Origin of the sequence: Halomonas sp. 3A7M (genome assembly GCF_014897875.1) — a bacterium.
Taxonomy (GTDB): domain Bacteria; phylum Pseudomonadota; class Gammaproteobacteria; order Pseudomonadales; family Halomonadaceae; genus Vreelandella.
The window spans coordinates 1-13,296 of record NZ_JABUZD010000053.1 but is presented as its reverse complement, the minus strand read 5'-3'; the positions used below and the strand labels follow the sequence as shown (position 1 = coordinate 13,296).

Here is a 13,296-nt window from a genome sequence, read left to right as displayed (position 1 = left end):
CTGAAAGCCGCATCATGGCGCGGGTTTTCATGCATTTTCCCTGGTTAACCAATGAACCACTTCAGTTAATCAGCTTAGTTTTAGCTAAAATAGGAGATGCACTAGGGGTTAGCGCACTACTTTTGCCTTTGGCCGTTTGGCTGATACACCATAAACGCATCGATGCTCTCTGCCACTGGGTCTTTGCCATCGGTGGCGTTGCGCTGCTCAATACAATAGGAAAAATGGTTTTTGAGCGCACTCGACCAGCAACACCAGAGCACTTAATTGGCTCATTTTCATACCCAAGTGCACACACCTCCACGACGGTTGTTATTGTAGGGCTAGCAGCGGCTTTTATTGCGGCAGAATTGCACCGCAAACAACGCATTTGGGTTTATTGGCTGGCCATTATCTTAGCAACACCCATGGCGTTATCGCGCTTGATATTAGGCGTTCATTGGCTAAGTGATCTCATCGGCGGCGCCCTCTTGGGCTTGCTGGTATGCGCCCTCATTCGACTGAATTGGCAGCGACGCGTTAGAGCTCCTTTACCTCATTGCCCATGGGGCAGGCTAATGGCATCCACCATCGCGTTGGTAGTCCTGCGGATTATCCTGATACCACCTGTCTAACCATTCGCTGCTATCCCAGAGCCAGCCAGATTCCCACGCCTATCATTAATGTCCCGGCAATGCGATTAAGCAACCTTACATTGCCACTTTTGCCCAGCACGTTACGCAGCGTTTTGCCACCTGTTGCGTAGACCAGCATGCTGGCAAACTCGATCACTAGAATAACCGCAATCAGCAGGGTTAACTGAGGCGCAAGTGGCCGACTGCCATCTAAAAACGGCGGCAACAGCACCATGAAAAAAGCCCAGCCTTTAGGGTTGGCCACTGCCGTGACTAATCCCTGAGTGGCCAACTGCACACGTCCTGCAGCAGGCCCGGCATTCAGTTCGGCAGGAATAGCCATACGCCCTCTAGAGCGCCACATCATAATGCCCAAATAAGCTAAGTAAGCGCCGCCTACCCACTTAAACGCAATGAACAGCTCTGGCTGACGTAGCATTAACGCGGCCACACCAGCACCTGCAGCGGCGGCCACAATACCAACACCCACTAACTCGCCTATCATCATCCACAGCGTTCGCTTCACTCCCTGGGTCATGCCCAGCACCATGGCCAGCGTCATACACATCCCCGGCGTTAGTGAAACGAACAAAAAAGTGGGTACAAACACTGACAGCGTCGCCCATGACATCATCATTACTCTTCCGTGTTGTTTACTTCGTTATCTGTATCGCTCGACGTGGTTTCATGCCCCTCTCCCCAACGCGGTACCAGGCGGTGGGCAATACCTAACTGGTTGAGTATTCGGGCGACCACAAAGTCGATCAAGTCTTCTATCCGTTCTGGGCGATGATAAAAGCCGGGGGCCGCAGGCAAAATCACGACACCCAGGCGGCTTAGCGCCAGCATGTGCTCCAGGTGAATAGGGGAAAATGGACTTTCACGCGGCACGATGACTAATGTCCGCCGCTCCTTGATGGCAACGTCAGCAGCACGCTCAATTAAGTTATTGCTCGCGCCAGTGGCGACTGCTGACAGCGTACCTGTAGAGCAGGGGCAAATTACCATCGCAGAGGGAGCGCCGGACCCCGATGCCACGGGCGCCATCCAGTCTTCACGCCCAAAACAGCGGATTTGACCGGGCCTGGCACCACTCTGCTCAGTAAGCGCCTCTACTAAGCGTTTTGGCTGAGCGGGTAACGACACATCCGTCTCAGTGGCAATAACCATGTGTGCCGCTTTGGAGATCATTACCCACACTTCATGCCCTGAGGCCACCAGTACGTCGATCAAGCGCAGGCCATATTGCGCCCCTGAAGCACCTGTCAGCGCCACCGTCACCGGAGGTTTAAAGTCTGTCACTCAGTTTGCTCCTTGGCAGACAACGCACTCAATAGACGCTGGTGAACGCCCTCAAAACCGCCGTTAGACATCACAACGATACGGTCGAGTGGCGACGCTTGAGCAACAACCGCCTTAACAAGTGCATCGATATCGCTATATAGCTCAGCGCGCTCGCCTTGCTCAGCCACTAACGTCTCCATGGACCAGTCAAGCCCTGCTGGTTGAAACCAGAACACTGCATCCGCATCGGCAACGCTCTCGTTTAGTCGAGCACGTAGAGCGCCTAAACGCATGGTGTTGGAGCGCGGCTCAATCACTGCGAGCAGCCGCCCTTTTGTGGTGGCAGCTCGCAGCCCTTTTAAGGTCGCTGCAATTGCTGTTGGATGATGGGCAAAGTCATCAATAACTTGTACGCCGTCCACTTCACCGATGATTTCCTGACGCCGACGGGGCGTTTTAAAACGCGCGAGAGCGGCACAAGCGCGAGCGAGATTCACACCACAACGGCTCGCTGCAGCAAGTGCCGCGAGTGCATTGCGCGCGTTGTGCTCACCGGTTAACGCCCACTCGACCACACCGTCCTCTTCGCTGTTTTCCCCGATGTGAAGCACCTGAAAGCGACTACCATCCTCACGTTCCAAACGCAGTTGCCACTCGCTGCTCTCTAACGTGCCGAAATGCTCGACCGACGACCATGCCCCCATTGCCAGAACACGCTCCAGCGCTGGCTGTTGATCAGCAACCAGCAAGCAACCTTGGCTCGGCACCGTTCGCACCAAATGGTGAAACTGGCGTTCAATCGCTGCAAGGTCAGGGAATATATCGGCATGGTCAAACTCTAAGTTATTCATCACCGCAATCTGGGGGCGGTAGTGAACAAACTTAGAGCGCTTATCAAAAAACGCCGTATCGTACTCGTCAGCCTCGACAATAAAGGGGCTGTCTTGATGGCCTAAGCGTGCCGACACGCCAAAATTACGCGGCACGCCGCCAATCAAAAATCCAGGCGTTAAGCCAGCGCTTTCCAATAGCCATGCCAAAAGGCTGGCAGTGGTGGTCTTACCGTGAGTACCTGCAACGGCAATGACTTGCCTCCCAGGCAGTACATGTTCAGCCAGCCACTGAGCGCCTGAGGTATAGGGCAAACCGCTATTTAGCAGCGCCTCGACTTCCGGATTACCCCGCGATAGCGCATTTCCTACAATGACAAGTGCAGGCTGATCAGCAAGGTTTTCGGCGCGATACCCTTCCATCAAGGTGATCCCTGCCTCTTCCAACTGGGTACTCATGGGAGGATACACATTCGTATCTGAGCCGCTCACCTGATGCCCTAACTCCCGCGCCAGCAAAGCCAGGCTCCCCATAAAAGTGCCGCAGATACCCATAATATGCAGACGCATAGGTGAAGCGCTCCTTACTCAACCAGTTAACTAAGCTGCTGAGACTAGCATGCAACGTTAACTGGCTCATCTAGTTCAAGGCAGGTCTGGGCTTTAAAACTAGCGCCTAAGCTCGTTCAGAAGTGACAAAACGCCCAGTTTGATGCAGGATGCGGCTACCTTTTTGCTCATGATCTCTTAAATACGATCATTCATACATATCCTATCGCTGACCAGTGTCAGTGCTACCGAGGGAGCTTACGATGCGTGTTTTAATTCGCTATTTCTTCAGAGGTGTTCGCCTTATTTTAGCCCCCGTCATGTTGATCTCAGAGAAGCTCTCAACCCCTAAATCGGTCGAGCGTACCGAGGAAGAACAAGCTAAAGTCGATGCTGCCTGTGAACACTTAGCCCTCTACCAGTTCCGGACGTGCCCTTTCTGTATCAAAGTACGCAAAGAGATCGCTCGGCTGGGCCTAAAGATCGAATTGCGCGATGCTCAGCTAGACCCTGTCCATAAAAAAGCCCTTCAAGAAGGCGGCGGCAAGGTCAAAGTTCCCTGCTTAAAAATTAATCATGAAGACGGCCGGGAAGAGTGGCTCTACGAGTCAGATGCCATTAACCGCTGGTTACACCAACATTTCGCTTAAAACACATTTATACAGATGCCGCTATTGAGCAAAAGCGCCTTAATAGCGGCTCACACTCCCTCCACCTTCGTCTAACCTCCCCTCCTTGCAAGGCCGTACCCAGCCCAGTCATTCAGCAGATGAATGATACCTCTCATTATTTCGATTGTATGACGCGCCCCACACTCTCTATGTTTATAGCGAACAGAATATTGTTAGAACAGCTGACAAGCTGACCGTGTCTGTTTTGCTGGTTTTTAAGAGCACTTAGCTTTTAAACACACTGTTTTTAAACACACTTGCTTTGGCCAGCAAAGTGAACAATAAACAATACAAAGGGAAACATTATGACGTTTAAGAAAACGCTACTGGCTTCTGTTATTGGTGCTGTGGTTGCAGGCACAACGATGCTGCCCATGACCGCGAGCGCAGAAACCCTGCGCATTGGTTACTCTGCCGATCCTGAAACCCTCGATATCCACGAGCAGTTATCTGGCGGCATGTTGCGCCTTTCACACTTAGCGTTTGACCCGCTGGTACGTTGGACAAAAGATTTCGAGTTTGAGCCGCGCCTGGCGACCGAATGGGAACAGGTAGACGAAACCACGACACGCATGACGCTGCGTGAAGGCGTCAAGTTTCACTCAGGTAACGATTTCACCGCCAAAGACGTGGTATGGACCATTGAGCGCCTGAAAGAGAGCCCCGATTATCGCGCTATTTTTGAGCCCGTCGCTGGTGCCGAAGCAGTTGACGATTACACTGTCGAAATTACCACCACTGAGCCCTACCCGCTACTGCTCAACCTTGCGACTTACATTTTCCCCATGGATAGCGAGTTCTACACGGGAGAAACGGACAGCGGCAATGAAAAAGCAGAAATCGTAAAAGCGGGCAACTCATTTGCATCGCGAAATGCATCGGGCACAGGCCCATTTATTATCACTGAACGCCGCCAAGGTGTCCGCGTTGATTTTGAACGCTTTGAGGATTACTGGGATACCGAAAGCGAAGGCAACGTTTCTAAAATTGTCCTGACCCCTATTGCTGAGAATGCCTCACGCGTGGCGGCACTACTGTCAGGCGGCGTTGACTTTATCGATGCCGTACCGCCCAACGATCTGGACCGTGTTCGCGAAGCCGATAACGCTAACCTAGTAGAAGTGGATGGTACGCGCATTATTGGCTTCCAAATGAACGAAGAGCGCGTTGAGGCTTTCCAGGATGCACGTGTGCGTCAAGCCGTTGATCTGGCGATTAACCAAGAGGGTATTGCCGACCGCTTAATGCGCGGCTTCGCCACGCCTGCAAGCCAGTTCTCTCCCGCAGGCTATTCCGGCCACAACCCTGACTTAGTGCCTCGTTATGACGTTGAACGTGCCAAAGAGCTGATGGCAGAAGCGGGCTACGAGGAAGGGTTCAGCGTTGATATGATCGCGCCCAACAACCGCTATGTGAACGATGCCCAGATCGCTCAAGCAGTGGCAAACATGCTGGCACAAATTAACATTAACGTTAATCTGCGCACGATGCCCCTCGCTCAATACTGGCCTGAGTATGATGAGCGCGCTTCCGACATGGCGATGATTGGCTGGCATGCTGACACCGAAGACACCGCCAACTTCTTCCAGTACCTCTCTTTCTGTATTGATGAAGAGACTGGCGCTGGCCAGTACAACTACGGCAGCTACTGCAACGAAGAAATCGACGCACTTGTGACTGCGGCAGATAGCGAAACCGATCTCGAAAAACGCAATGAAATGCTGCGTGAAGCCGAAGCCATGCTTTATGAAGACGTGGGCTACATCACGCTGCATTGGCAGAACCTTGCCTATGGTGCAGCTAACGGCGTTGATATCGAGCCGGTTGTTAACGCCCTAGACTTCCCCTACCTAGGTGATCTGGTAATTAGTCGCTAATTGCCACGCTTACTTTCAAACGTGCAAGGATGCTTCGTTCCCCAAAGCTTTGGGGAACGAAGCGTTGTATGTGGTTAACAGCCTCATCATAGGCTTCGCCCTAACTTGCAATTAACTCTCTATTAAACCTATGACATAGGTGGCGTACGCCATGATTGCTTTTTTAATCAAGCGCCTGATGCACGCGATATTGGTGATGTTTGTCATCAGTGTACTGGCCTTCGCCATCCAGGATAACCTGGGTGACCCTGTACAACAGATGGTCGGTCAGTCGGTTCCCGAAAGCGAGCGTGAAGCCATTCGCGAGCGCTTGGGCTTAAATGATCCATTTTTAGTTCAGTATGTACGCTTTGCGAAAAACGCCGTTCAAGGCGATTTTGGCGACTCTTATTTTTATCGTGAACCTGCGCTGGAGGTTATCGCCCGGCATTTGCCCGCAACCCTTGAACTGGTGTTTGCGGCTACGCTGATTATTGTGCTTTTCTCAGTACCGATTGGCGTTTATAGCGCGATAAAACCTCGCTCACCTATATCACGTTTTTTTATGGGGGCTTCGATCATCGGCATTTCGATACCGGTGTTTTTGACCGCCATCTTATTGATTCAGATTTTTGCGATTGGCATCACTATCACGCCGTTTCCTGAAAGTACCAGTTGGGGAGCTTGGCTCAATGGTCTGCTATCGACAGAAGGCAATATGCCGTCGTTTGGTCGCGGCTATGATTTAGTACATGTGGTAGGCCACTGGGACACTAACTTAGCCACCTGGAGTGGTTTACAGCACCTAGCATTGCCCGCGATTTCACTCGCATCGATTATGTTGCCGCTGTTTATCCGCCTGATTCGCGCAGAAATGATGGAAGTGCTGCAGTCAGAGTACGTGAAGTATGCCCGAGCCAAAGGCATTTCAATGCGACGCGTTTACTTTGTGCACGCGCTAAAGAACACCATGCTGCCGGTTATCACCGTTGGCGGCGTACAGATCGGCACCATGGTGGCTTACACCATTTTGACCGAAACCGTTTTCCAATGGCCGGGCATGGGACTGATGTTCCTTGATGCGATTAACCGAGCCGATATACCGCTGATAGTTACCTACCTGATGATTGTCGGCGTCATTTTCGTGGTGACGAACACCATTGTGGATTTGATCTACGGCTTCGTTAACCCCACCGTAAAACTAACAGGTAAGCCCGCATGACAACGCCCACAACAACGACTGCACCCAGCCGCTGGGAACGCCTGCGCGACTCTTACTTATGGTACAGCTTTAAGCGCGACCGCACGGCTCAACTGTGCCTCGCAGTATTTATTTGCTTAGTGATCGCAGCGTTTTCAGCCCCATTGCTAGCCCCTACCGATCCTTATGATCTGGCTCAAATCGACATTATGTCGTCCGAGTTGCCCCCCTTTTGGATTGAGGGTACCGATGAGCGTTACAGCCTAGGCACCGACGCCCAGGGGCGCGATTTGTGGTCGATTATTCTCTATGGCACCCGCGTATCACTACTGATTGGCTTTGGCGCGGTCATACTTCAAGCACTGCTCGGCGTAACGTTCGGCTTAATGGCAGGCTACCTAGGCGGCCGCGTCGACGCGTTGTTAATGCGCTTGGCCGATATCCAGCTGTCATTTTCTACCCTGATGGTCGCTATCGTGGTGGGCGCTCTAGTGAAAGCCACTATGGGCAGCGCGTTTTACAGCCAATATGCCGTGCTCATGCTTATTTTGATTATCGGGTTAGCCGAATGGCCACAGTACGCACGTACGGTGCGTGCTTCAGTACTGGCTGAGAAAAACAAAGAGTATGTTGATGCTGCACGCGTCATGGGGCTACGTAGCAAACGCATTATGTTCCGCCATGTGCTGCCTAATACCATGTCGCCGATTTTTGTTATCTCAACGGTGCAAATTGCCAACGCGATTATTTCAGAGGCTGCGCTGTCATTTTTAGGCTTGGGAATGCCCGAAACCCACCCATCGCTTGGGTCACTCATCAAATCAGGCTTTGACTATATCCAATCGGGGTCTTGGTGGATCACCCTAATTCCTGGAGCAGTACTCATTGTGCTGGTGCTGTCTATCAATCTATTGGGCGATTGGCTACGTGATGTCATGAACCCACGACTCTATAAAGGCTGAGGACACCATGGCACTACTTGAAGTCTCTCAACTCGATGTACGTTTTGCCCTTCGCCAAGGTGAAGTGCGCGCTCTACGCGATGTCAATTTCACCCTGGAGCGCGGCGAGCGCTTAGGCATCGTAGGCGAATCTGGCGCGGGTAAATCCGTGGCTGCCTTCTCGCTACTTAACCTAATCGCCAAACCCGGCTTTATAGCGGGTGGCAGCATAACGTTTGAAGGCCAGACGCTTAACACCATGTCTGAGCGCGGCCTGCGCAAAATACGCGGCAACCGCATCTCGATGATCTTCCAAGATCCGATGATGACGCTGAACCCCGTGCTCTCGATTGGTGAGCAGATGGTCGAGTGTTTAAAAGCCCATCGACGGATCTCCACCAAAGAAGCCCGCGCGATTGCCCTGGACAAGCTGCAACAGGTACAAATCCCATCGCCAGAAACACGCTTGGATCAATATCCCCACGAGCTTTCTGGCGGTATGCGTCAGCGTATTATTATCGCCATCGCCCTACTGCTCGATCCCGATATTATCATTGCCGATGAACCGACTACCGCCCTGGACGTGACCATCCAAGCGGAAATCATGGCGCTGTTGCTTGAGCTATGCGAACAGCACAACGTGGGTCTGATTCTCATCACCCACGACCTGGGGGTAGTGAGCCAGGTCACCCAGCGCATGCTGGTTATGTACGCCGGTCGCGTTATTGAGCAGGGCCTCACACGGGAAATCATCAACGATCCTCAGCACCCCTATACCCAAGGGCTGATCAACGCGTTACCGCAAATGGCGACCCCAGGTGAAAAGCTCAACCAGATCCGTGGCAGCATGCCATCACTCTCTAACTTACCTAGCGGCTGCGCGTTTCATCCTCGCTGCGACTTCATCAATAGGGCAGATGGTCAACCACGGCCTGCCTGCACCCAGCAAGTGCCTGAATTTGTCGAATCCGGCAATTGCCGTGTCGCCTGCCATATGGTGGCTGAAATGCTTGAAGATCGTCGCCTGAAGGAGGAAACACAATGAGTGCTCAGGTCGAAACTCGCCACGCTGCGCCCACGCAAAATGAAGAGAGCAGCGAATCGTTACTACAAATTCGTGGCCTTAAGAAGCGCTTTTCATTATCAGGGGATTTTTTGGAACAGTTGCGCTTTAAAGGCGGCAAGCTGGTGCGTCATCAAGAGCATGTACATGCGATTAATGGCGTTAACCTTGATATCAAACGCGGAGAAGCACTGTGCGTGGTCGGTGAATCTGGCTGCGGTAAGTCCACCGTGGCACGCACGGTAATGGGCTTACTCACCCCTACAGAGGGTGAGATTCGCTATGACGGGCAGCGCATTGATAATTTGAGCTCTCGCCAGCTATTGCCTTATCGCAAGCGCATGCAGATGATTTTCCAAAATCCTTATGCCTCGCTTAACCCACGGATGACGATTCAACAAACGCTGGAAGAACCGCTGCGTTTGCACCACCCAGACTGGAACCGAGAGAAGATACTCGACAAGGTCCAAGACGTTATGGGGTCGGTGGGGATAGACCCCGATTGGGGCAAGCGTTTTGGGCACGAATTTTCCGGTGGCCAACGCCAGCGTATCGCCATAGCACGCGCCCTAGCCGTTGATCCTGAGTTTATTGTTGCCGACGAGCCCATATCAGCACTGGATGTCTCCATTCAGGCGCAAGTGCTCAACCTGCTGATGGAAGCACAGCAAGCGCGTAACCTAACCTATCTATTTATCACTCACGATTTGGCAGTGGTCGAGCACTTTGGCACCCGCGTAGCGGTGATGTACTTAGGCACGGTGTGTGAAGTGGCTACAACGGCAACGCTATTTGCTAAACCGCGCCACCCCTATACCCAAGCACTACTATCCGCGATTCCCCGCTTAAAAGATGACCGCCCCCAGCATATTCGTCTTACCGGAGAAGTGCCCACGCCGGTCAACTTACCGAGCGGTTGTGTCTTCCATGGCCGTTGTCCCCATGCCAACGCCCGCTGTCATCAGGAAATCCCTACCCTGCAAACACAGGGTGGCGGCACTCGCGTTGCGTGCCACGCTGTTGAAGAAGGCCGGCTATGACGCCAATTTTAACGACAGCATCACGTTTGGCAGGACGACGAGGTAAGACATGGAAATTCGCTGGCTAGAAGACTTTATCGCCCTGGCCAGAACGCGACACTTCTCTCGTGCAGCGGATGAACAGCACGTCACACAGCCCACCTTTTCCCGGCGCATTAAATTGCTAGAGGAAGAGATGGGCGTGACGCTGATCAACCGGCAGACGTTGCCACTTTCGCTAACCCCGGCGGGAGAGGAGTTCCTGACACTGTGCGAACAGGTAACTGATCGTGTGCGCTTAACCCGTGACCGCGTGCGCGAAATTAGCGCCGGACAACAGCGCCGTATCATGGTGGCTGCTCCACAGAGCTTACTCCCGCAGTTCTTGCCAGAATGGCTCGCTGCAACGGGTTGGCAAGAGCGCATACAGCCCTATTTGCGAGCAACCGGGTGGGCGGCGAGCGACTATTTTCAAGCACTTGGTCGGGCAGAGTGCGATCTTGCTATCTGCTATTGGCCAATCGGACGTTGCGATTTAGATATCGATACCAGTGCCTGCACGTATCGGATCATTGGCCACGAGCGCTTGATTCCTGTCACAGGCCTCGATGCGAATGGCACACCTTGCGCGTTGCTACCCGGCTCGCGCCAGCAACCCGCGCCTTGTCTGGCCTATCCAAAACGCGGCTTATTGGGCTCAGCGGTCAAGGCGCATCTCGCTCGCTTACCGCAAAGCACCTACCTCACGGCGCAAAGTGAAAATCTCTATGCGGCAGGTATTAAAGAGCTGGTGCTTCTCGGCTATGGCATGAGCTGGTTACCCGAACGCAACATAGCCGCTGAGCTCGCCAACGGCACATTAATCAGAGCCGGCGATAGCCGCTGGGATGTCCCGATGGAGCTACGACTATATCGGCACCAAAACCAGCATCACGCAGAGCTGGATAGCCTGTGGAGTGAGCTTGCTCCACCACGCAGTTAAGCCCGTAGTTAAAGCAGTAGCCCGACTTGATGCCGTACCCTGAGACACTAGCCAAGCCGCCATTGATAAAAGGACACCACCTGCATGTCAGCCTCTTTGTTTAACTTGCAGCGCGAGCACTTAGCGCATTTACAGCAAGCTTATGCAGACCTGTTAACCAGTCACAGTCTCGATAGCTTAGCCATCTATAGCGGCCACGCCAGCGCACACTTTGGCGACGACCAAACGCCAACCTTCCAAACTTACGGCCATTTTATGCACTGGGTAGGCATGGCCGATATTCAGCACAGTTGGCTGGTGATTCAACCCGGCAAGCGCCCGCAGCTGTACCTGTATGCGCCGGCAGATTTCTGGCATTTGCCCACTCGCCTGCCTGAAGAGCCATGGGTAGCTGAGTTTGATATCCACCTGTGCAGCGAAAAGATCACACCAACGTTAGCGGGTCGCGCGGCAGTGATCGGTGATATTGAGGCCACCACACGCCTAGCACTAGACGCGCAGTATCAGCCCGAACCGCTGGTTAGGGCCCTCGATGAACTGCGCATGTTGAAGACCGCTTATGAAATAGCCTGCTTAAGCGAAGCCAACCGGCTTGCTATAGCAGGACATCAAGCCGCGCAGGCTGCTTTTATTGGCGCATCAGCGGAGTTAGATATTCAACTGGCCTACCTGGCTGCCAGCAGACAGCGGGAGTCTGATGTCCCCTACCAGAACATTATTGGGCTAAATGATCATGCTGGCGTATTACACTACCAACACTATGACCTAAACAGTCCCACGCAACGACATAGCCTATTGGTTGACGCTGGTCGCCGTTTTCGCGGTTACTGCGCAGATATTACACGCACTTATGCAGGCCCTGACGCGCCAGACATCTATCGTGATTTAATTGACGGTATTCACCAGGTAAAAGACACGCTGGTGGAAAGCGTTGCTCCAGGCGTCGAGTTCATTGCGCTACATGAGCAAATGCATCGTTTGCTGGCAGATATTCTGATTGCCAATGATCTTTTTCAGGGCAGCGCAGAACAGGCAATTGATGAGGGAATCACGCGAGCTTTTTGCCCACACGGTTTAGGGCATTCGTTGGGGCTGCAGGTTCATGATGTGGCAGGGCTTCGCCATCCAGATGGAACGCCCTCACCCGCTCCTGAGCAGCACCCAGCGCTACGTTTAACCCGTACGCTGCGCCCTGGCATGGTAGTAACGATAGAGCCCGGGTTCTACTATATCCCTATGTTGCTGGCCCCATTGCGCGACAAGGCACTACCGATTAACTGGACAGTCGTTGATTCGTTAGCCAGCTGTGGCGGCATCCGTATTGAAGATAACGTCGTTGTCACAGAGAGTGGCTTCAAAAACTTGACCCCCTGACCAACAAAACGCCCGACTCAAGGTGTAACTCCCCAGGCCGGGCGACTATCAGATCGAGGGCAAGATCACCCTGCGCACTTCTCGTTAGAAGCGGTAAGTAACGCCACCACCGATAGTAACGGGTTCCATGTTTACTTTACCGACCTTGCTACCACCTGCATTGATGTCGGCATTCACGTCTGCATAACTAACATAACCGTTTAACATGATGTTATCGGTAACCGCTAAATCAACCCCCGCCTGACCGATCGCGCCATAGCTTTCATCAACGCTTAAGCCAGTGGGCTCGCCTGAGAAGCGAGTATAGTTCAAGCCAACACCTACATAAGGCTGAACCTTAGAGTCTAAACCGCCCATCGGATAGTAGTTAACCAACAGATTAATCGGCAGGCGGTCTACGCTGCCCGCGCTGCCACCAGGACTGGTGTTGAGGTCGTGTTCAAACTTCTCGGAGCTGTTCAGTTCAGCGCCAAGCTTATCGGTGAACAGGTAACCCGCGCCAAACGTAAATCCTCGCGCGCTTTGTACGTTTAGGTCTGCCGCGCCAACGTTGCCATTTCCAGAACCCGTATCCGTTTGGGCGACACCACCACGTACGAAAACGTCACCTGCTTCGTAAGCGAGTGCTGCTTGGCTGGCGATCAATGCGCTAGCGGTAAGAACAGCAGCAGAAACTAATTTTAATTTACTCATCAGGGTCATCCTCTTACATCTTACTCGGGATTGGTGCCGGTAACTCCAGCTACCTATACAATATATACCAATCGAACAGCGTTTCCAAACTTGTTGTGTTATTTTAATATAAGTTTTACATATCCAGCACTGTCGGCGAACAGCATCGGTTATAAAAATCAAGCACAAAGGACAGAATCGAGTAGGAAGGGGAGTCGCCTCCCCTGTCCTCTCACACCA

General features: G+C 52.7%; 13 protein-coding genes. 9 read left to right on the top strand and 4 right to left on the bottom strand.

Going from position 1 to position 13,296, the window contains the following annotated elements; all coding sequences use genetic code 11:
- Window positions 1–614, top strand: a 614-nt coding sequence (locus INT19_RS04615; RefSeq protein WP_193059890.1) for a phosphatase PAP2 family protein, incomplete at its 5' end; no start/stop codon positions are given.
- A 10-nt stretch (window positions 615–624) separates the two neighbouring features.
- Here the strand turns inward: INT19_RS04615 and INT19_RS04610 are convergent.
- Genes INT19_RS04610 through mpl form a run of 3 tightly spaced genes read right to left on the bottom strand, consistent with a single transcriptional unit; the run spans window position 625 to window position 3,298 of the window.
- Window positions 625–1,248, bottom strand: a complete 624-nt coding sequence (locus tag INT19_RS04610) for a LysE family translocator (protein ID WP_193059891.1) — start codon at window positions 1,246–1,248, stop codon at window positions 625–627.
- A 2-nt stretch (window positions 1,249–1,250) separates the two neighbouring features.
- Window positions 1,251–1,916, bottom strand: coding sequence for a flavin prenyltransferase UbiX (locus INT19_RS04605; RefSeq protein WP_193059889.1), 666 nt, complete (start codon window positions 1,914–1,916; stop codon window positions 1,251–1,253).
- Entirely contained in the window at window positions 1,913–3,298 is a 1,386-nt protein-coding gene (mpl, locus tag INT19_RS04600) for a UDP-N-acetylmuramate:L-alanyl-gamma-D-glutamyl-meso-diaminopimelate ligase (protein WP_193059888.1), read from the bottom strand. Before mpl ends, INT19_RS04605 begins: the two co-directional genes overlap by 4 nt.
- Before the next feature lie 242 nt (window positions 3,299–3,540).
- Between mpl and INT19_RS04595 the strand changes: the two genes are divergently transcribed.
- From INT19_RS04595 to pepQ, 8 genes are all read left to right on the top strand, one after another.
- Window positions 3,541–3,927 (top strand): glutaredoxin family protein, encoded by a 387-nt coding sequence (locus tag INT19_RS04595; RefSeq protein ID WP_038483583.1) that lies wholly within the window; start codon window positions 3,541–3,543, stop codon window positions 3,925–3,927.
- Between the two features lie 326 nt (window positions 3,928–4,253).
- A complete protein-coding gene (locus tag INT19_RS04590; protein ID WP_193059887.1) occupies window positions 4,254–5,825 on the top strand; it encodes an ABC transporter substrate-binding protein in 1,572 nt (523 codons plus the stop codon).
- Window positions 5,826–5,976: 151 nt separating this feature from the next.
- A complete protein-coding gene (locus INT19_RS04585; RefSeq protein WP_089038088.1) occupies window positions 5,977–7,026 on the top strand; it encodes an ABC transporter permease in 1,050 nt (349 codons plus the stop codon).
- Window positions 7,023–7,967, top strand: coding sequence for an ABC transporter permease (locus tag INT19_RS04580; protein ID WP_089038087.1), 945 nt, complete (start codon window positions 7,023–7,025; stop codon window positions 7,965–7,967). The genes INT19_RS04585 and INT19_RS04580 overlap by 4 nt, the downstream gene beginning before the upstream one ends.
- Before the next feature lie 7 nt (window positions 7,968–7,974).
- Entirely contained in the window at window positions 7,975–8,991 is a 1,017-nt protein-coding gene (locus INT19_RS04575; RefSeq protein ID WP_038483575.1) for an ABC transporter ATP-binding protein, read from the top strand.
- Window positions 8,988–10,049 (top strand): ABC transporter ATP-binding protein, encoded by a 1,062-nt coding sequence (locus INT19_RS04570; protein ID WP_193059886.1) that lies wholly within the window; start codon window positions 8,988–8,990, stop codon window positions 10,047–10,049. The genes INT19_RS04575 and INT19_RS04570 overlap by 4 nt, the downstream gene beginning before the upstream one ends.
- Before the next feature lie 49 nt (window positions 10,050–10,098).
- Entirely contained in the window at window positions 10,099–11,010 is a 912-nt protein-coding gene (locus INT19_RS04565; RefSeq protein ID WP_089038085.1) for a LysR family transcriptional regulator, read from the top strand.
- 84 nt (window positions 11,011–11,094) lie between these two features.
- Window positions 11,095–12,384 carry a Xaa-Pro dipeptidase gene (gene pepQ, locus INT19_RS04560; RefSeq protein ID WP_193059885.1) on the top strand — a complete coding sequence of 430 codons (1,290 nt, stop codon included), beginning with the start codon at window positions 11,095–11,097 and terminating at the stop codon, window positions 12,382–12,384.
- An 84-nt stretch (window positions 12,385–12,468) separates the two neighbouring features.
- Here pepQ and INT19_RS04555 read toward each other — a convergent pair whose 3' ends face one another.
- Window positions 12,469–13,077, bottom strand: a complete 609-nt coding sequence (locus tag INT19_RS04555) for an OmpW/AlkL family protein (protein WP_193059884.1) — start codon at window positions 13,075–13,077, stop codon at window positions 12,469–12,471.
- Between the last annotated feature and the right edge of the window lie 219 nt (window positions 13,078–13,296).